Annotated in this window: 19 protein-coding genes; 10 read left to right on the top strand and 9 right to left on the bottom strand. The window is 61.8% G+C overall.

Annotated elements, in window-relative coordinates; translation table 11 throughout:
• The 3 genes from yihA (at position 1) to CD351_RS00085 (ending at position 3,581) form a co-directional block, all read left to right on the top strand.
• On the top strand, positions 1-690 hold the full coding sequence (gene yihA, locus CD351_RS00095) for a ribosome biogenesis GTP-binding protein YihA/YsxC (protein ID WP_111990751.1): 690 nt from the start codon (positions 1-3) through the stop codon (positions 688-690).
• Between the two features lie 158 nt (positions 691-848).
• Positions 849-2,366, top strand: coding sequence for an MFS transporter (locus CD351_RS00090; RefSeq protein WP_111990750.1), 1,518 nt, complete (start codon positions 849-851; stop codon positions 2,364-2,366).
• Positions 2,367-2,444: 78 nt separating this feature from the next.
• On the top strand, positions 2,445-3,581 hold the full coding sequence (locus tag CD351_RS00085; protein ID WP_111990749.1) for a low specificity L-threonine aldolase: 1,137 nt from the start codon (positions 2,445-2,447) through the stop codon (positions 3,579-3,581).
• Between the two features lie 12 nt (positions 3,582-3,593).
• Here CD351_RS00085 and CD351_RS00080 read toward each other — a convergent pair whose 3' ends face one another.
• The gene (locus CD351_RS00080; protein WP_111990748.1) at positions 3,594-4,013 is read right to left on the bottom strand and encodes a VOC family protein; all 420 of its coding nucleotides are present in this window, start codon (positions 4,011-4,013) and stop codon (positions 3,594-3,596) included.
• 269 nt (positions 4,014-4,282) lie between these two features.
• Here CD351_RS00080 and CD351_RS00075 point away from each other — a divergent pair, with 269 nt between their 5' ends.
• Both CD351_RS00075 and CD351_RS00070 read left to right on the top strand, forming a co-directional pair.
• Positions 4,283-4,942, top strand: coding sequence for a glutathione S-transferase family protein (locus CD351_RS00075; RefSeq protein WP_111990747.1), 660 nt, complete (start codon positions 4,283-4,285; stop codon positions 4,940-4,942).
• Entirely contained in the window at positions 4,939-5,814 is an 876-nt protein-coding gene (locus CD351_RS00070; RefSeq protein WP_111990746.1) for a S1/P1 nuclease, read from the top strand. Before CD351_RS00075 ends, CD351_RS00070 begins: the two co-directional genes overlap by 4 nt.
• Here CD351_RS00070 and CD351_RS00065 read toward each other — a convergent pair.
• Together CD351_RS00065 and CD351_RS00060 are read right to left on the bottom strand one after the other, a co-directional pair.
• Positions 5,811-6,419: a LysE family translocator gene (locus CD351_RS00065; protein ID WP_111990745.1), complete on the bottom strand. Its 609-nt coding sequence runs from the start codon at positions 6,417-6,419 to the stop codon at positions 5,811-5,813. The genes CD351_RS00070 and CD351_RS00065 overlap by 4 nt on opposite strands.
• Before the next feature lie 25 nt (positions 6,420-6,444).
• Complete coding sequence (locus tag CD351_RS00060) at positions 6,445-6,912, bottom strand: cupin domain-containing protein (RefSeq protein WP_111990744.1); 468 nt, start codon at positions 6,910-6,912, stop codon at positions 6,445-6,447.
• A 29-nt stretch (positions 6,913-6,941) separates the two neighbouring features.
• Here CD351_RS00060 and dapE point away from each other — a divergent pair, with 29 nt between their 5' ends.
• Positions 6,942-8,099: a succinyl-diaminopimelate desuccinylase gene (gene dapE / locus CD351_RS00055; RefSeq protein ID WP_111990743.1), complete on the top strand. Its 1,158-nt coding sequence runs from the start codon at positions 6,942-6,944 to the stop codon at positions 8,097-8,099.
• A gap of 6 nt (positions 8,100-8,105) precedes the next feature.
• Positions 8,106-9,362, top strand: a complete 1,257-nt coding sequence (locus tag CD351_RS00050) for a dicarboxylate/amino acid:cation symporter (RefSeq protein WP_111990742.1) — start codon at positions 8,106-8,108, stop codon at positions 9,360-9,362.
• Positions 9,363-9,848: 486 nt separating this feature from the next.
• Here CD351_RS00050 and nth read toward each other — a convergent pair whose 3' ends face one another.
• Genes nth through CD351_RS00030 form a run of 4 tightly spaced genes read right to left on the bottom strand, consistent with a single transcriptional unit; the run spans position 9,849 to position 14,358 of the window.
• Positions 9,849-10,499, bottom strand: a complete 651-nt coding sequence (gene nth, locus CD351_RS00045; protein ID WP_111990741.1) for an endonuclease III — start codon at positions 10,497-10,499, stop codon at positions 9,849-9,851.
• 10 nt (positions 10,500-10,509) lie between these two features.
• Positions 10,510-11,682 carry a M48 family metallopeptidase gene (locus CD351_RS00040; protein ID WP_111990740.1) on the bottom strand — a complete coding sequence of 391 codons (1,173 nt, stop codon included), beginning with the start codon at positions 11,680-11,682 and terminating at the stop codon, positions 10,510-10,512.
• 32 nt (positions 11,683-11,714) lie between these two features.
• Positions 11,715-12,443 carry a 4-hydroxy-tetrahydrodipicolinate reductase gene (dapB, locus tag CD351_RS00035; RefSeq protein WP_111990739.1) on the bottom strand — a complete coding sequence of 243 codons (729 nt, stop codon included), beginning with the start codon at positions 12,441-12,443 and terminating at the stop codon, positions 11,715-11,717.
• 58 nt (positions 12,444-12,501) lie between these two features.
• Entirely contained in the window at positions 12,502-14,358 is a 1,857-nt protein-coding gene (locus tag CD351_RS00030; protein ID WP_111990738.1) for an acyltransferase family protein, read from the bottom strand.
• Between the two features lie 44 nt (positions 14,359-14,402).
• On the opposite strand from CD351_RS00030, the gene CD351_RS00025 reads away from it, so the two are divergent.
• From CD351_RS00025 to CD351_RS00015, 3 genes are all read left to right on the top strand, one after another.
• Positions 14,403-15,116, top strand: a complete 714-nt coding sequence (locus tag CD351_RS00025; protein ID WP_111990737.1) for an NAD-dependent deacylase — start codon at positions 14,403-14,405, stop codon at positions 15,114-15,116.
• 53 nt (positions 15,117-15,169) lie between these two features.
• Entirely contained in the window at positions 15,170-16,015 is an 846-nt protein-coding gene (locus tag CD351_RS00020; protein ID WP_111990736.1) for a class II aldolase/adducin family protein, read from the top strand.
• 67 nt (positions 16,016-16,082) lie between these two features.
• Positions 16,083-16,547 (top strand): hypothetical protein, encoded by a 465-nt coding sequence (locus CD351_RS00015; protein WP_111990735.1) that lies wholly within the window; start codon positions 16,083-16,085, stop codon positions 16,545-16,547.
• A 5-nt stretch (positions 16,548-16,552) separates the two neighbouring features.
• Here the strand turns inward: CD351_RS00015 and CD351_RS00010 are convergent, their stop codons facing one another.
• Positions 16,553-17,317 (bottom strand): HesA/MoeB/ThiF family protein, encoded by a 765-nt coding sequence (locus CD351_RS00010; RefSeq protein ID WP_174214210.1) that lies wholly within the window; start codon positions 17,315-17,317, stop codon positions 16,553-16,555.
• 156 nt (positions 17,318-17,473) lie between these two features.
• Positions 17,474-18,934 carry a chromosomal replication initiator protein DnaA gene (gene dnaA, locus CD351_RS00005; RefSeq protein ID WP_111990734.1) on the bottom strand — a complete coding sequence of 487 codons (1,461 nt, stop codon included), beginning with the start codon at positions 18,932-18,934 and terminating at the stop codon, positions 17,474-17,476.
• Between the last annotated feature and the right edge of the window lie 391 nt (positions 18,935-19,325).

Raw genomic sequence — 19,325 nt, 5'->3', positions numbered from 1 at the left:
ATGACGTTCGAAGAACAGCAGCGCGAAATCCAGCGCCGCGAACGCGCCGCATCGCGCCTGTTCTCAGGCCGGGTCGACTTCCTGCTGTCCGCGCCGCAGCTCAAATTCCTGCCCGACCCGATCTGCCCGGAGATCGCCTTTTGCGGGCGTTCGAATGTCGGCAAGAGCTCGCTTCTCAATGCCTTGACGGGTCGTAAGTCGATCGCGCGCGCATCGGTGACGCCGGGGCGCACGCAGGAGCTGAATTTCTTCGATGTCGGCGGTGAGCCGGGTGGCCAGCCCTTGTTCCGCCTCGTCGACATGCCCGGCTACGGATTTGCCAAGGCCCCGGTCAAAGTGGTCGACCGCTGGAAGAACCTCGTCAAAAGCTACCTGCGCGGACGTGCGGTGCTGGCGCGCAATCTCGTGCTCATCGACAGCCGTCATGGCCTCAAGGACGTTGACCGCGACATGATGAAAATGCTCGACGAGGCAGCCGTCGGCTATCGCGTCGTCCTGACCAAGACCGACAAGATCAAGGCAAGCGAGCTTGAGCGCGTGGCGAACGCAGTCGCCGACGAAGCGCGAAAGCACGTCGCCGCTTTTCCCGAACTCCACCTCACCAGCAGTGAAAAAGGCATGGGCATCGAAGCGCTCAGGGCCGCGCTTGTCGCAGATGCGCTGGGCGAGAGCTGGTTCGATGCTGGTTGAACCGCGCTCGACGAACTGTGCGAAAGCGCCAATTCCAGCGCTTTACCTTTCCTCCAAAAGCTAACACAGTGGCGCGCTAGATAAAGCGCCCCTCCGCATTGCTGACCGGACCGAACCGGTGCACGCGTGCAGGCAGGTCGCGATGGAGAGGAATATACATGGCGCAAGCGACTGTGGCGGCGCAGCCGACGGCTCACGCGGGATCTGATGGTTTCGGGACGCCGGGCTACCGGGCTTATGTGCTGACCGCACTTTTGATCGTCTACATATTCAATTTCATCGATCGCACGATCGTCAACATCCTGACCGAGCCGATCAAGCTCACCTTCGGGCTTGAGGACTGGCAAATGGGCCTTCTCGGCGGTCCGGCCTTCGCGTTTCTCTACACCTTTCTGGGCATCCCGATTGCGCGCGCGGCAGAGCGCTACAACCGCGTTGTAATCATCGCCGCAGCGGTGGCCATCTGGAGCCTGTTCACGGCGCTTTGCGGCTTTGCGGCGTCGTTTCTCATGCTGTTCCTGTTCCGCGTGGGCGTCAGCATCGGCGAGGCGGGTTGCACACCGCCGGCGCAATCGCTGATCGCGGACTATTTCAAGCCATCCAGCCGAGCCACTGCGGTTTCGATCTATGCGCTCGGCGTGCCGCTTGGCGGGATGCTCGCCTCGCTGTTTGGTGGCCAGTTGGCCGGTCTTGACGGAGCCGAGTTCGGAGCGTGGATCAATTCGATCGGGCTGGGCGGATTGTTCGGCGACCTTGACTGGAGCACGGTCGAGGGATGGCGCATCGCCTTCGTCGTCGTCGGCTTGCCCGGCATTCTGCTGGCATTCGTCGTGTGGCGAAGCATTACCGAACCTCCACGCGGATACACCGATCCCGCAGCGTTACAGGGCCTTGAAAAAGCGAGCTTTGGCGAAGCGCTCAAAGTGCTGATGAAGAAGCCCGCCTATGTCCACGTCGTCGTCGGCGCGACGATTGCATCCTTCGTCGGCTATGGTGTCGCGCAGTTCACCACCAGCTTCCTCATTCGTACGCATGGACTGACGATCCAGGACGCATCGCTGCTATTCGGTATCATCCTTGGCCTGATGGCGGCCATTGGCGTCTTTGGTTCAGGCTGGCTGTCGGACAAACTGGCCTCGCGCTATCCTACTGCGCTGTCATGGTTGCCGGCAGTGGGCATGGGCCTTTCCGTGCCGCTCTATGCCTTCGGTTATCTCATGGACAATCTGTGGCTCGCCATGCCCGCGCTGATGGCGGCGGCAACGCTCCACTACGCCTATCTTGGGCCGATGTATGCGGTGTCGGGCGGCGTCGTCGACAGCCGCATGCGGGCAACCGCGGTGGCGATCACGCTGTTTGTCGTGAACCTGATCGGATACGGGCTTGGCCCCTTGCTGATCGGCATTCTGTCGACCGTGCTCAAGACGATGTTCCTCGATGGATATGGTCTGGCGCTAACGCTCGAGGCGTGCAAGCCGCTGATTGCGCTCGCGCCCGAGGCGCGCGCTGCTTTGAGCGGCGGCGAACTTCAGGCGTTGGAGGCTTGCACCACAAGCGAGGCGGAGGGGCTGCAATGGTCGATCGTGATCTTCGTATGCCTCTATGGCTGGGCAGCGCTGCATTACCTGCTAGCCGGTCGCACGCTTCAGGAGGACATGGTGGGGCGCGCAGGATAGGGTAAAGATGAGCGGCGGGGCCCTGTGCTCCGCCGTTTCTTTTCCGACACGCTAGGAACACTTGGACGGGGAGGGACTATGCGAACCGACAGACGTACGGTTCTTACCGGCCCCGCCGCCTTTGCCGCTGCTCCACTTGCCGGCGCGATGCTCGCTCCATCGCAGGCGTCAGCTCAATCGGCGAGCCGCGCAGTATTTCTCGCCAACGACACCGCCTTCAAGGAGCCGGAGGAATTCGCGCGCGAGCTTTCAGCGCTCACTTCGCGGTATAATGGTGCGCTCGATATCTACATGGAGGGCGGCGCGGTTGGCGAGCTCGAACAGGCCTTTGCCTCATTGCTTGGCAAAGAGGCCTGCGTGTTTCTGCCGACAGGGACGCTGGCCAACCACCTCGCCGTCAAGACACTGTGCGGGCCCAATCCCCGCGCGCTCTGCCTCCATGACAGTCATGTATTTCGCGATGAAAACGATTCCCTGCCAACACTTGGAGAGATAGCGCTCGTACCTTTTCCCAAGGGCCGCATCGCACCCACCACAGCAGATTTGGACGAAGCGTTTGACATCGCGACACGCGGCCCTCGCCCGGTTTCCATAGGCGCGATCTCGCTCGAAAGTCCGATCCGGCGGATTGATGGGCAGATGATCCCGTTCGCCGACATTGAACGTATCGCAGCGAAAGCGCGCGAATACGGCACGCGGCTGCATCTCGACGGGGCGCGGCTCTTGCTTGCTCCGCCAGGCTTTGATTTCGCAGGCTATGTCGCTCCTTTCGATACGGTCTATGTTTCGCTCTACAAATATCTGGGAGCGCCGTTCGGTGCCGTGCTTGCGGGCAGTGCCGGGCACATCGAAACCATTCGCAGGCAAGCTGCGATTTATGGATCGACCCTGTTCAATGGCTGGGTCGCAGCGCTGCCTGCCCTCGATGGATTGAAGAGCTTTCGTCAGGACTACGAAGCGGCATGGACGAGGGGTGAGGAACTGCTCAGCGCAATCTCGGCATCAGGCTATTCGCTTCGAGCGCCGGTTGGCGGCATGGGGACCAACGTGCACCACATCCTGATGAGTGAGGATCAGGCAAAGGCGATCCTGACGCGGGCCGCCGCCCGTGAAATTTACTTTCACGAATGGAGCAACGGCGCCTTGCCGGTCCAGATTAACACGTCGATTCTGAACCAACCGCTTGATGATATTGCGTCGATTTTTGCAGGCTAGACGCAGCGCCCCTCATTTCGCGAATAACTGCCCCGCATCGGCAAACGCCTTGAATTCGAGCGCGTTACCGGCGGGGTCGCGCAGGAACATCGTGGCCTGCTCACCCGGTTTTCCGCGAAACCGGATCGTTGGCTCGATCACGAACCGCGTGCCCGCCGCGCGCAGCCGCTCCGCGAGCGCCTCCCACTGGTCCATCGCAAGCACCAGCCCGAAATGCGGAACGGGCACGCCATGTCCATCGACGTGATTGCTGGCCCGGTCGCCTGAACTGCCCGGCGCAAGGTGCGCAACGATCTGGTGCCCGTGAAAATCGAAGTCGATCCACTCATCCGAGGACCGCCCTTCGCGGCAGCCAAGCATCTCGCCATAAAAGGCGCGTGCGGCGGCAAGGTCATCGACCGGAAAGGCGAGGTGAAACGGGGGCAATGTCATGGCGCAATATTGACGCAACGCCGCGGTCTTGGCCAGATTTTCCTACATCGGCGCGATCTGTCACAGGCTGGAAGGTTATGTCCAAACCGCATCGTCCAGCCCGTCCGCCTTCGCCCGAACGCGTCGCAGCAGAGGCGTTTTTGCGCGAGCATTGGCCGGAAGTCTTTTTTGGCCCTGAACCGTGTAACATGCGGTCCACCATTCAGCGTAGACGCCGTGAGGATGAACGCCTAAAGCGCCGGGGAACGCTTGGTGGAGCCGGAAAAGCCATGAAACTCATCATCGGAAACAAGAACTACTCAAGCTGGTCGCTGCGCGGCTGGCTCGCGGCCAAGCAATCGGGTTTGAGCTTTGAAGAGATCACCGTCCCGATCCTGGGCGAGCACTGGCAGGAAAAGAAGCAGTCGGACGACTTCCAGCCCTCCAGCGGCAAGGTCCCGATCCTGTGGGACGGCGACAATGTCATCTGGGACAGCCTGGCGATCATGGAGTACATGTCCGACAAGGTCGGGCGCGACCGCTTCTGGCCCAAGGATGAGGCAGCGCGGGGCATGGCGCGTTCGATGGTCGCTGAGATGCACTCCTCCTACGCCTCGCTGCGCGGCGAAATGCCGATGAATGTGCGCCGCCGGATCAAGCTCGAAAACGTGTCGGACCAGACCAAGAGCGAAGTCGTGCGCATCCTCCAGCTCTGGGCCGAAGCGCGCGCCCGCCATGGCAATGCCGGGCCGTTCCTGTTCGGCACATTCGGCGCGGCCGACATCTTCTACGCTCCGGTCGTCTCGCGCTTCTTCACCTACGGCATCGGCGTGCCCGGCTTTGCGCAAAGTTACATGCAGGCAATCTGGGAGCATGACTGGATGCAGGCATGGGTTGGCGCTTCGGAAGACGAGCAATGGGTTATCGAGCAGTACGAGACCGTGGGATGAGGCACGTAATCCTGGCCCTGTGCGCGATTGCGCTGATGCTGCCTACACCGGCGAGTGCCTGGGGTTTCTACGCGCACCGCAAGACGGCGGAGATTGCAGAGGCGAACCTCTCGCCCCGGTCGCAAGCGAAGCTGCGCGCGCTGTTTGCGGCGGAAGAGCTGATCGGAACGCCCGATTGCGGCCTGTCGAACCTGCGCGATGCGAGCGTTTGGCCCGACTGTATCCGCCGCGACTTCTGGCGCTGGGGCTACACGGCTGCCTGGCATTACCGAACCGCGCCGATCTGCGAGGCCTTCAACCCGCGAGCGAACTGTCCGGGCGGCGCCTGCGTAACCGGGCAGATCGAGCGCGCGCACCGCGTGCTTGCCGATGAGAGCCTGCCTGCCAATGTGCGCCTCGAAGCGCTTGCCTTCATGGTCCACTTCGCAGGCGATGTGCACATGCCGCTTCATTCGGGCGACAAGAGCGATCGCGGCGGCAACGACCGCGAGGCCGACTATGGCATCGTGCCGAGCCTCAACCTGCACTGGATCTGGGACGGGCCACTTGCCGAGCGCGCAATCAGCGACCCCGCCGATCCCGTGGTGCGCCGATACAGCGTGGCCGAGCGCGCCGAACTGGGCGGCGGCAATCCTGATGAATGGGGGCGTGAAAGCTGGGAAATCTCACGCGTCTTCGTCTATCCGACCGCCTTCGATACCGATGATGTCTGCGGGACCGATCTGCCGATGAAAACCGCGCTCACACAGGACGATATCGTGCGCGGTGTGCCTATCGCGAAGCGCCGCGTCCAACAGGCCGGCATCCGCATCGCGCAGCTTATCGAAAGCGCTTTCGAACCCGGTCCTCTGCCGGAGCCCGAGCGCCGTTAGGCAAACGCCTTTACGGCGAACCACCCCGCGACCCCGAGCATCAGCAGCGCGAGAAGGCGGCTCACACGTCTTGCGCCCGCATGCGACTGGAGCAGCGGGCGAGTGCGCTCCGCTCCGAATACGAGCGCCAGATGAACTGCGGTCGCGACCGAAACGCTCAAGGCAGCCATGACGAGACCCTGCGAATAACTCGGCCTGCCTCCGGCGATGAATTGCGGCATAACCGTGATGAAGAACAGCGTGGCCTTGGGGTTGAGCAGGTTGATCCCGAACCCGGCAAGCGCATTGCGCTGCACCGCGCCGCGAGGCGTGACCGCGTGTGAGCTCTCCCCCGCATCGCGCCATGCCTGCCAGGCAAGCCACGCCATCATCGCCGCGCCGGCAAGCGAAATGGCCTTCGCGATAGTGTCGCTCTGGCGAAGGATAAAACTCGCCGCCAGCACGCTCAGCGCGGCGTTGCTTGCAAGCCCCAAGGCGATGCCCGACGTCGCGGCCAGGCCCGATCGCTTCCCTTCCGAAAGCGTCAGCGCCACCAGCCAACCCATGTTGGGTCCGGGCGTCAGCTCAATGAGGAGCACCGCAAGGGCAAAACCGATCAGGTCCATCAGCGCGGCAGTTCAGGACGTATGGTCACGCAGTGCGCCGGGCATCGTATCGTAAGCCGTCCTTGCGCGCGTAACCCTCGGCGTCGAACACCATGTCGATATCGGGATACTCGCCAGAATCCGCATCGGCATCGCCTGCCGAGATGGCTACGAAGAAGCACGACGTGTCGCTGCGATTGTGAAGCCGGTGGCCGTTGGCAACACCCGCCGCGAAGGACAGCACGTCGCCCGCCCTGACCACGGTTTCGCCCTCGTCTTCGATCAGTACCGCTTCGCCCGACAGCATGATCACCAGCTCGTCCTCGACGCGGTGCCAGTGCCGCTGCGAGGAATAGGCGCCGGGTTTGAGCTCGACATGGCTCGCGCCCATCTGGGTAAGCCCCGCCGCCGGTGCGAGCCTGCGATACCAGCGCCCTTCGACCTCCGCATCGAAGGGCGGCGGATAGCCTGTTGCGTTGGTTTGCGGGATCGCTTCAAGATCGAGCTTGGGCATTGGGCGCTTCTCCTGCTAGCGATGGCACTATGAGTGATGCCCTCGATTACGCCAAGCGGCTCATTGCCGAGCCCAGCGTTACCCCCGCCACCGGTTCCGTATTCGATGCGATGGAAGCGATGCTCACACCACTGGGCTTTTCGGTACACCGCTTCAAACGCGGCGAGGGCGAAGAGTTCAGCGACGAGGCCCCGGTCGAGAACCTGTTCGCGATCCGCAAGGGGCCGGAAGGCAGCCAGCATTTCGCCTTTGCAGGGCACCTCGACGTGGTCCCGCCGGGCGATGGCTGGGCCTCTGACCCTTTCGAACCGACAGAGCGCGGCGAGCTGCTCTATGGTCGCGGCGCGGTCGACATGAAGAGCTCGATCGCCTGCATGGTCGCAGCCGTTGCCGATGTGCCGCGCGATGCCGGCACGATCAGCTTCATAATCACCGGCGATGAAGAAGGCCCCGCGCTGCACGGCACGCGCGCTCTTATCGACTACATGAACGAAGAAGGTATCAAGCCTGACCTGTGTCTGGTCGGTGAACCCACCAGTGTCGACCGGCTCGGCGACATGATGAAGATCGGGCGGCGCGGTTCGGTCAATATCTGGCTGACAGTGGAGGGCACGCAGGGTCACGTGGCCTATCCGCACCTTGCCGACAATCCCAACCCCAAGCTGGTCGCAATGCTGGCCGAGCTCGACGCACTCACGCTCGACACCGGGACCGACTGGTTCCAGCCATCGAACCTCGAGATCACCGATATCGAAGTGGGCAACCGAGCCCATAACGTCATCCCCGCCAAGGCCAAGGCGCGCATCTCGATCCGCTTCAACGACCTGCATTCTGGCGCGAGCCTGTCCGAGCGAGTGGCCGCGATCGCCGAAAAGCACGGCGGCAGCGCCCTGCCGATCATTTCGGGCGAGCCATTCCTTACCGAGCCCGGCGCATTTTCGAACATGCTGGCCGAGGCAATTGAGGCTGAGACAGGCTTGAAGCCCGAGCAGTCGACGACCGGCGGCACGTCCGATGCGCGGTTCCTTCGCGCCATGTGCCCGGTGATCGAGTTTGGCCTGTGCAACGCAACCATGCACAAGCGTGACGAGGCGGTGGCCATACCCGACCTCGATACGCTAACCCGCATCTACACACGCGCGGCGCTGGGGGCGTTGGCGTTGAAAACAGAACACGAAGGGGCGTAGCCGCACATGAGAGCCTGGTTTGCAATTCCGCTGTGGCAGCGGGTTATCGGTGCGCTCGTTCTGGGCATCATCGTCGGTTACATCTGGGGGCCGGGCGCCGCGAGCATCAAGATCATCGGCGACATCTTCATCGCCTTCATCAAGATGCTGGTGGTCCCGCTGATCTTCTTCAGCCTCGTTGCGGGTGTCGCCAGCATTGGAGACCTGCGCAAACTGGGAAGCGTCGGTTGGCGCGCGCTACTGCTGTTCGTCGTGACCGGGCAGATGGCCGTGTGGCTCGGCCTCGCCATCGGTACGATTGTCCAACCCGGAGCCGGTCTCGATGCCTCGGGCATGAACCTTGATGCAGCGGCGCTTGAACGCGCGCAATCGCGTCAGGAAGACGGCGTGACGGTCCAGCAGATGATCCTGGAGATGGTGCCATCGAGCCCAGTACAGGTGATGGCCGACGTCAATGTCCTTCCGCTGATCATCTTCTCGCTACTGATCGGGATCGGCATCCTGATGGCCAAGGAAGATGGCGAGCCGGTGCTCAAGATTTTCGAGAGCGGCTCTGTCGTCATGCAGAAGGTCACGATGGTGGTGATGGAGCTTACCCCGTTCGGCGTCTTTGCGTTGATGGCGTGGGTGGCGGGAACGCTCGGATTTGAGGCGCTGCAAGCGCTCGGCATTGTCGTGGTGCTGAACTATGTCGGCTGTCTGCTCATCATCGGGCTGATCTATGGCGGCATGATCAAGTTCATCGCAAAGCTGCCCGTGATCGACTTCTTCCGCGGCATCGTTGACGCGATTGCGGTGAGCTATTCGACCGCAAGTTCAAACGCGACACTGCCTGTCACCCTGCGCTGCGCCCAGCGCAACCTTGGTGTTTCCAATTCAGTCGCGAGCTTCGTCATCAGCCTCGGCGCGACGATCAACATGAACGGCACGGCGATGTATCTGGGCCTTGCGACTTTGTTTGGCGCGCAGGTGTTCGGCGTTCAGCTCGACATGGCGGACTATGTCCTGATCTCGATCCTCGGCACTCTGGGAGCCATCGGCGCAGCGGGTATTCCCGGGGCGGGGCTGATCATGATGGTGCTGGTCTTCGGCGCGGTCGGTGTGCCGCTTGAGACTATCGCGCTGGTGGCAGGCATCGACCGGATCATGGACATGATGCGCACCACCACGAACGTATCAGGCGACGCAGCGGTGGCGACGACTGTGGCGGCGATGACTGGTGAGCTTGATCGGGCCGAGTTGATTTCGGCGGATGATGTCTAGTTTGTTGGCCTAATCGCCTGACACCAGTTCCACCGGTGTAAATGTTCCGAGGTGGCAGACAGTCAGGCTATCTCCTCCGCCTCGTTCCGCTAACTGTACGGTGCTGCCCGCGCAAACACGCGCCTCAATTCGTGGGACGGGCTGCTCGCCACTCAGTGCCACTTTGTTGCAGCCCAATCGTACAGAATTCGCGAAAACCTGGTCTTCTCCATGAAAAAGAATCAGTTCTTCATTAACCGGAAGCAAGGTAAGCTCGTTGTTCGCGAGGCACTCTCGCGGCTCTCCTGCCACTTTGAATGCCAACGGACCCTCCAACGTCTTCAGCTGCGTCGTGATCGGTCGATATGATCCTGATATGCTTGCGCCAGCGACAACCACAAGTAAAGCGGCGGTCGAAATGCCAAGAGTGGTGGTAACCAATGGACGAGAAAAGAGGGCCATTCAGGTATCCTTTCAGATTTGCCTACCGCCCCGATCTAGAGGCTATCAACGCTTCTTCGGCTTCACCAGCACTTTCTTCCTGAAGCTGCACAAATCGACCACCTGACACCGCCAGCATTCCGGCGTCCGCGCTTTGCAGACATAGCGCCCGTGCAGGATCAGCCAGTGATGCGCGTGCAGGCGGAAGGGCTGGGGCACTCGTTTTTCGAGCTTCGCCTCGACTGCCTCCGGCGTCTTGCCCTTGGCGAGGCCTGTGCGGTTGCCAACCCGCAGGATATGGGTGTCGACGGCGAAGGTCTCCTGCTTGAACCAGCAATTGAGCACCACGTTAGCCGTCTTGCGGCCCACTCCGGGTAGCCGCACGAGGTCGTCTCGCGTGTCGGGAACATCGCCGCCATAATCATCGATCAACAATTGCGACAGGGCGATCACGTTCTTCGCCTTGGAGTTGAACAGGCCGATCGTCTTGATGTGGCCAATCAGGCCATCCAGCCCCAGATCGAGCATCTGCTGCGGCGTCTCAACCCGCGCAAACAGAGCCCGCGTCGCCTTGTTGACGCCAACGTCGGTCGCTTGCGCGGACAGGGCAACCGCGACCAACAACTGATAGGCGTTGCCGTATTCCAGCTCGGTCTCGGGTTCGGGATTGTCTTCGGCCAGTCGCCGGAAGAATTCAAAGATCTGGTCTTTTGTCATACCCTTGAGGTCACTCGGCCTCGCTCGTGTCCAAATTCTCAGCCTTCCATTCCATCGCCGCTCGCACGCGGTTCTGGACCGTGGGGTGCGTGTAGAAGATCGCCTCCTCAAGATCGCCCGCCAGCGGATAGCGGTATTCGGCGGTCTTGATGAGCGCCATCGAAAGGGCATCAGGCAAGTTCACCGTCCGCAGCGAATAGGCGTCCGCCTCGCGCTCGCCGATGCGGGTCATGGTGTTGGTCACCGGCTGGCCGAGCGTGAAGAACAGCCCCATGACGAAGAGCAACACCGGGATCCCGCGCACGTCGGAAAGCTCCGCCGAGCTGCCGAACCTGCGCGCAAACCAGCCATAAGTCTTCGCGGTGAGGAGAAAGATCAGCACCGCCATCACGCTCAGGACGAAGATCGAGCGCCAGACATGGCCAAGCACGTAGTGCCCGATCTCATGGCCGGTCACCGCCTTCACCTCGTCGAGCGAAGCCTCTCCCATGGCAACGTCGGATATCGCGATGCGTGCCGAGCCGCCGATCCCCGAAACATTGGCGGTGAAGTTGTTCGACTGGCGCGAGCCGTCATACATGAAGATGCGGTCTGGCGGGATATCGGCCTCGGCCCCCAGCGCGAGGACGGCATCGCGTACCTCGCCTTCGGGGATCGGCTCGAACTCGTTGAACAGAGGCTCGATCAGCGGCGGCAGGAAGGCGAGCGCCAGCGCGGTGAAGGCAGCGACAAGCCCGCCCGACCACAGCCACCAGAGCTTTCCCGTCTTTCGGATCAGCGCATAGACCCCAACGAAAAGCAACGAGAGCAGCACGCTCGAAATGACCATGCCGAGCGTGCCCTGCGCCAGAAAATCGCCGAGCGGCTGGCTGGTGCGGTCATAGGTGCTCTCGCGGTACCAATCGGTGTAGACCGAGTAGGGCAAGGACGAGAGACTGCTCACAATTGCAAAAACAAGCGCAACAACGAAGACTCGCAGGTTCTGCCATTTCTCACTGACCTTAGAGAACACCCAGTCGAGGACGCCGCTCTTCACGATCAGCCATGTAACCAGCGCGCTCACCACAAGGCCGGTGAGGATCAGCCAATGATTGCCGGTTGTGTAAGCGCGGGCAAGTTCCAGCTCTTCAGCCGTAAGCGTGCTCATAAGGTCGCGCGTGGCGGCCTCGGGATCGAATGTCATTATTTGCTTCCCCTCTATCGTGCCGGCGCGGATTACAGCCCCAGCACGTCCTCCATCGAATAGCGCCCCGGCTCCTTGCCCATCAACCATTCGGCCCCGCGCACCGCGCCGCGCGCGAAGATCATGCGGTTCTCGGCTGAGTGAGAGAGGGTCAGGCGTTCTTCATTGCCGGCAAAGATGACGCTGTGCTCGCCCGCGACCGTGCCGCCGCGCAAGGTTGCAAAGCCGATATGCCCTTCGCCGCGTTCGCCGGTATAGCCGTGGCGTCCGCTCTCCATATTGTCTGAAAGGTTGATCCCGCGCGCAGAGGCCGCTGCCTCGCCCAGAAGCTTTGCCGTTCCGGAAGGGGCATCGACCTTCGCGCGGTGATGCATCTCAAGCACTTCGATATCCCAGTCTTCGCCCAGACGCGTTGCCGCCTCGCGCACAAGCGCGGCGAGCAGGGTCACGCCAAGCGAAGTGTTGCCGGTCTGAAGCACGGGGATTTTTGCAGCTGCTTCGTCGATGGCGGAGAAATGTGCAGGCTCAAGCCCGGTGGTCCCGATCAGGATCGGAACGCCCGCGTTCTTTGCTGCCGTGAGGTTGGCCTCAAGCGCATCGGGCGCCGAAAAATCGACGATGACGTTGCACTTCGCGACCAACTTGCCCGGTTCGCCGCCGAAATCGACACCGACACACATATTGTGCCCGCGCTCCTCGATTGCGTCGGCCAACGCCTGTCCCATGCGGCCTTTGTGTCCGATCACTGCGAAGTCTGCCATCGATCCGTCCTCGTCTGCGTAAGCTGCGGCCTCGTAACGGGGGTGAGGGCGTCAACTGCTAGGGCATATGCTCCAGCAGGCGGCGCGCTCCGGCGAGGCTCAGATGATTGTCGTCGTAATAGAGCGGCTTGCCGCTCGCAAGAATGACCGTCTGCTCGCCATCGATGAAAATATCTCTCGTGTCGACGATGGTCACCCCTCTCGCTCGCCACTCGGGGTAGCGCGCGGTGAAGTAGCTGACCCGGCGAAGAAAGGCCGAAGCGGGCGCGGTGCCTGCCTGTTCCCCGTGAAGGGCAAGCAGTCGTGGTACGGCCACCGGCTGTGTCGGAACGGGCCCGATTAGGACTACGTCGCGCCCCAGGGCATGAATGGCTTCGACCGTTTCGTCGATAAGCGCGTCCACCCCTGCGCGGCGATAGGGGCCTTGCTCCCAATAGCCGACGAGGAAGACGGTCCGCAGCGATGGCGTTGCTGCGATTTCGTCGAGCACGCTTTGATTGAACGGCGCGCATCGGGGATCGCGCGCCGGGTCATATCCAAGCGCCGGCGGGCACGAGCCGCGCGTTCGCTGGACAAGCGCTTCACCGCGAAGGGCAGCCTGCTCTCCGAGGACATAAGCCAGTTCTACCCCATGGCTATCGCCCCATAGCAGGGTGTCCGGCGCCTCTGTCGGCGTGCCCAGAGTGCAGGCAGGCGAATGGTCGCGGACCCGATCGGCAATGCACTCGCCGCGAAGGGGACTGTGATCTTCGCTTGCCTTTGCATAGCGCAAGGTGCCGGGCTCAAACCGGCTTTCCCAACCTCCCTGCGCGATCATGGCAACCGATGCTGCGGCGGCGAGGCCCATGCCCCCAAGGCTCCAGCGCCAGATGCGCTGCGCGGGGAAGCGCGACTTGTTTCTGAAAGGCTGTTCGACAAAGCGCCAGCTTGCCCATGCGATTGCGAGAGAGACGGCGATCAGACCCACCGTATCGACGATGGTTAGCTTATCGCTCTGCACATAGCTCCAGAACACGATCAGCGGCCAATGCCACAGATATAGCGAGTAGCTGATGAGACCGATTGCAACAGGACCCTTGAGCGAAAGGAGCCTGCCGGTCCACGTGCCCGGCGCGCAGTGGATGAGGGCGGCTGCGGCAATCACCGGGGCGAGTGCGGCGACGCCCGGAAAGACGGTGGCCTTGTCGTAAATGACAACCGAAAGGGCGATGAGAGCAAGAGCGCCAGCGCAGACGACCTCAGCCAGCCAGCGGCGCTTGATCTGCGGCACAATGCCTAGCGCCAGCAGCGAACCGGCCAGCAATTCCCATGCGCGCGTCGGCAGCATGTAGAAGGCGAAACCATCGCTGTCCGCCTGTTTCACGACCGCCCAGACGAAGCTGATCATCGCTGCCAGCATAAGCAACGCGTTACGCCTTTCCGGCATGGTGCGCGCAATCACGATTATGGCGACCGGCATGGCGATGTAGAACTGCTCTTCGACCCCCAATGACCAGGTGTGGAGCAGCGGGGTCGTCTCGCCATCGGCCTGAAAATAGCCTGTTTCGGTGAACAGCCAGACATTGGCCACGAACAACACAGCTGCAAGAGCCGACGGCCCGACGCTTTCAAGGTCGCCTGGCAGGAACAGCCAGCTCGCGGCGATCAGGACTAAGGCGATCATGGCCAGAAGCGCTGGCAGAATTCGCCTCGCGCGGCGTTCATAGAAGTCGAGGATGGAAAAAGTCCCGGTGTCGACTTCCCGAACGATTATGCCTGTTATCAGGAAGCCCGAGATGACGAAAAACATGTCGACCCCGACATAACCGCCGCTGAAACCGGGGAGGCCAGCATGGTAAAGGAGCACAGGCAAAACCGCGAGCGCTCGCAGCCCGTCAATGTCGGGGCGGTAGTGGGGAGGCACCGGGATCGCCATACTGGCCTTGCGTGGTAAGCCGATTTGGTAAACATTCCGGCCACATGGCTGACACTCCAACTTCCATCGTGGTCCTGACCGGCGCGGGCATTTCTGCCGAAAGCGGCATCGACACCTTTCGTTCCGAAGGCGGTCTGTGGGAGCAGCACCGCATCGAAGACGTCGCGACGCCCGAAGGCTTTGCGCGCAACCCCGATCTCGTGCTCGGTTTTTACGATGCGCGGCGTGAGGCGCTGGCGGCTGTCGATCCGAACCCCGCGCACCATGCGCTTGCACGGCTGGAGACAGAATTTTCGGGCGAACTGCTGCTCATCACTCAGAATGTTGACGACCTGCACGAACGTGGCGGGTCCGCCCGCGTGCTTCACATGCACGGCGAATTGAAGAGCGCGCTGTGCCAGTCCTGCGAGACACGCTCGCGCTGGGACGCGCCGATGTCAGCCAAAGACGGACAGCGCCCCGCGTGCCCCGTTTGCAAGGCTCCGTCCTTGCGCCCGGACGTCGTGTGGTTTGGTGAGATGCCTTACCAGATGGATCGCATTTACGCCGCGCTTGCCACCTGCGACCTGTTCGTCAGCATCGGGACAAGCGGAGCGGTCTATCCTGCCGCTGGCTTCGTGCAGGAAGCGCGCGCATTCGGAGCGGAGACGCTGGAGCTGAACCTTGAGCCGAGCGAAGGCAGCCACTTCTTCGCCACTTCGCGCCACGGCCCGGCCGGACAATTGGTCCCGCAATGGGTCGACGAGGTGCTAGGGTAGACGCGTGATTCTTCGCTTTGTGAAGCGAATCGAGAGATTGAGGGAGACAGACAATGGCCACCGCACACCAACAGCCTCAGCAAGGCACGATGGCGATCGCGCAGAATTTCGACATTCCCGATCCCACCAAGGTCGACCGCCTCGAAGGAAAGGTCTCGGACGCGGAATGGCAATTGCGCTGCGAGCTTGCGGCGACCTATCGCCTGTGTGCCCTGTACGGCTGGACCGACCTGGTCTTCACCCACATTTCTGCACGCCTGCCGGACGAAAACGGCGAGGAACGATTTCTCATCAACCCCTATGGCGTGATGTTCGAAGAGATGACGGCATCCTCGCTGGTCAAGATCGACATGAACGGTGTGCCGCAGCAGGAGACGCCTTATTTCACCAATCCGGCGGGCTTCACGATCCACAGCGCGGTGCACTCCGCGCGCGAGGATGCCGGCTGCGTAATCCACGTCCACACGCCCTACGGCGTCGCAGTGTCGGTCCAGAAGGATGGTCTTCGCCGCTACACCCAGTTCGCGATGCAGGTGCACGACGATCTGGCCTATCACGATTATGAGGGCATCGCGCTCGACCTTGATGAGCGCGAGCGATTGGTGGCCGATATTGGCGACAAGAACCTGCTGATGCTGCGCAATCACGGCACGCTGACGATTGGCCGCAATTGCGCGCTCGCTTTCCTGCGGATGTACCTGCTCGAAAACAGCTGCAAGACGCAAATCCTCGCGCAGGCCGTCGGCAGCGACGCTGGTCTGGTAGAGGAGAGCGAGGCCATGGCCGCACGCGTGTTTGAGCAGGCCAGGCCCGCCTTTACGCCGGGGATGGGCGATAACCTCGTCTGGCCCGGCCTGTTGCGAAAGCTGAAGCGCCAGAACCCGGGGCACGATTACTAGGGGCGGGACAGCCGCCGAAGCGGGCCGGGAACCGGGACTTAACCAAATCACGCTAGAATGCGTGCCCATGTCGATGAGGACTGTCATCCTGCTGGGCGCCTTCACCGCGCCTTATGCTTATCTCGTCTGGTATTGGACGGACTGCTTCAGCACGCGCTGCCTGATCGATGGCGACATGATTTTCGCAACGATGATTGCTGTCGTCGCGCTGCCGGTGCTTCTCATCATCTTTGGCGGCGCGCTCGCATTTGGTGGCGCTCGCAAGGTCAGCGAAGGGGTGACGGGCCGCAATGCCGCAAGGGTGGCAAGCGGCGGGATGGGCGCATCGATTGGCTTCAAAATGCTGGCCGCCGGAATTCCGGGCGTGCTCGTGCTCCTCTATTTCGCGCTCGACACGCCGGAGCCGGGCCGCGACCGGTTAGGCAGGATTTGCGAGAAGACGCGATCGGGCGAAATTTGCCGACCTGACCCCAATGTCGACCGGCCATCGACTATCGAGCAACTGAACGAGCGCAAGCAACGCGGCTGGTAGCGCGGCTAGCCGCAGGCCTTGCAGGCGGGGTCTTTGGCGATGTTGAGCGTGCGCAGACCCGGCTTCATCCCGTCGAGAATGTGCAGCTTGCCCCACATCGGGTCGCCCAGACGGCTTACCCCTTCCAGCAGCACCCGCACCGCCTGCATTGCGGCAAAGCTGCCGGCCCAGCCTGCCATTGCCCCCAGCATTCCGTCTTCGGCGCAGGTGTCACAGTCCTCGGCATCGAAGGCATCCCCGACAAAGCAACGATAGCAGGGCTGGTCAGGCAAGTGTCCGGCAAACGCGCCGACCTGCCCCTGAAACCGCCCGACCGCAGCTGAGAGAAGCGGTACGCCTGCCTTCACACAGGCATCCGATACCGCGAGTCGGGTCGCGAAATTGTCCGTGCCGTCGAGCACAAGATCAACCCCGTCCAGCAGGGCAGCAGCGTTATCCGCGCTCACCCGGCTGTCGCTCAAATTCACGTCCAGCGCATCGTCGAAATTTGCAAGCCATCGCCGCGCGCTGGTGGCCTTTCCGTGCCCGACATCGCGCTGCGTAAAAATGGTCTGTCGCTGGAGGTTCGAGACATCGACAATGTCATCGTCAACCAGTGTGAAGCGCCCGATGCCAGCGCCTGCCAGATATTGCAGCGCAGGCGAGCCGATCCCGCCCAGACCGATCACCGCAACATGCTTTTGAGATAGCGCCACCTGACCCGCGCCGCCGATCTCGGGAAGCACTATGTGGCGCGCGAAACGGTCCAGCCTTGCAGGTGACAAGCTCATGGATAGCCTGTTGGCAGGCTGTGGAGCGCATGTGAATAGGCTGCGCACAAGTCTGTGGGCAGCCGATGGGATAAGGCTGTGGTCAAGCTGTTGGCCGAGGCTGGTCTGGCGGTGCACATGCCGTTGACCGGGAGTGCACCGCCAGTGGAGTTGAGATCAGCTTTCCAGCTGCCTCAACAAGCTGCGGACATCGCCATCCATGTCGGCATCGCGTTGGCGCAGATCTTCGATCAGGCGCACGGCGTGGATGACGGTCGAGTGGTCACGGCCACCGAATTTGCGACCGATCTCCGGGTAGGAGCGCGGGGTCAGCACCTTTGACAGATACATCGCCACCTGACGCGGACGAACCACGGCGCGCGCGCGGCGCTTTGAACTCATCTCGCTGCGATCGATCCGATAGAACTGGCAGACCGTGCGCTGAATTTCGTCGATGGTGATGCGGCGGCGGTTGGCCGACAGGATATCGGTGAGCTGCTCTTCCGCGAGTTGCAGAGACACTTCCTGTCCGGTCAGCTGAGCGTAGGCGATCAGCTTGTTGAGACCGCCCACCAGCTCGCGAACATTGCGCGTGATGGTGCGGGCGAGGAAGTCGATCACGTCCTCGGGAACACTAAGCGGCGCAAAGCGCGAGAGCTTGGATTCGAGGATTTTCTTTCGGAGCTCGATATCGGCGGCCTGGATGTCGGCCACTAGGCCCATCGAAAGGCGCGAGAGGAGGCGCGGCTCGACACCGTCCAGTGCCTGCGGCGCGCGATCGGCGGCAAAGACCAGTCGCTTGCCCTCGGCGAGCAGCGCATCGATCGTGTAAAGCAGCTCTTCCTGAGCCGACGCCTTGCCGATGATGAACTGGATATCGTCCACCAGCAGCAGGTCGAAGCTGCGCAGTCGTGCCTTGAACTCGATCATCTGGCCCGCTTTGAGCGCCTGAACGAATTCGACCATGAACCGCTCTGCCGAGCAGTAGAAGATACGTGCACGCGGGTGAGCCTGCAGGAAAGCGTGGCCGATGGCGTGGAGCAGGTGCGTCTTGCCCTGTCCGGTCGCGGCCTTGAGATAGAGCGGCGAGAATTGCGGCTGCTCGGTCGCGGCCATGCGCTGCGCGGCGTTGCAGGCAAGCACGTTGGCCTCGCCGGTGACGAAGGCCTGAAAGGTGAGCGAAGGGTCAAGGCCGACGCTGGACGTGAAGCCTGCATCGCCAATCGTTCCGGCGGCGACCGCAATCGCGCTCGCACCGTCATTGGCCGGACGGCGCCCATCGTCTATGCGTAGTTCAGGCAACTGGCGGCGACCCGGATGAACCTGAATGTTCACATTGCGCACGTCGCCGCGCACGATTTTCCAGGCCAGCTGAAGGCGATCGTGAAAACGGTCCTTCACCCAGTTTGCTGAGAATTCTGTGGGGAGGAACAGGTCGAGCGTGCCTGTTTCCTTGTTGATCGAGCCAACCTGGATCGGCTTGATCCACTGGCTGTGCAATTGGTGGCCAAGGTCCTTGCGAAGCCCCTGGCTAATGTCGGCCCAGTCGGCAGCCAGGTTTACGGCTTCGGCATCTTCCATCAAATCATCATCCGCGTTGCGACGCGTTGCCCGCGCCTTGTCAATCTTGTGCACCATTGAAACCCCACTACTCTCCCGTCCCCGGAACCTGAATCCCGGAGTGCGACTTCAAACATGTGACAGGCATTAACGATCCAATCCGGGAAGCACTTTTCTCCCGGGATCCCCCGTCAACTAAACTATGTGGCACCCGGTCTGTCCCGCTCCGGGTGAGATGCGAATAAAGAGCTCTTGGGCGCTCAGGGCAAGCGGGGAATTGCAATAAATCCGAAATATATCTGTTGACTCCGCGCAACCCCGCAGGCTTGCGTACAAGTCACTGATTTAAAGGGATTTTGGGTAATTCAGGCCGCGAATCGTTGAGTTTCTTGACATTCTGGACGGCGCCCACTGTCACATTGGTCACAAAAGAAAAGGGCCGAGCCCAACGGCACGACCCTTATCCACA

The organism is Erythrobacter sp. KY5 (assembly GCF_003264115.1).
Lineage (GTDB): Bacteria > Pseudomonadota > Alphaproteobacteria > Sphingomonadales > Sphingomonadaceae > Erythrobacter.
This window is presented reverse-complemented; position numbering and strand designations above follow the sequence as displayed.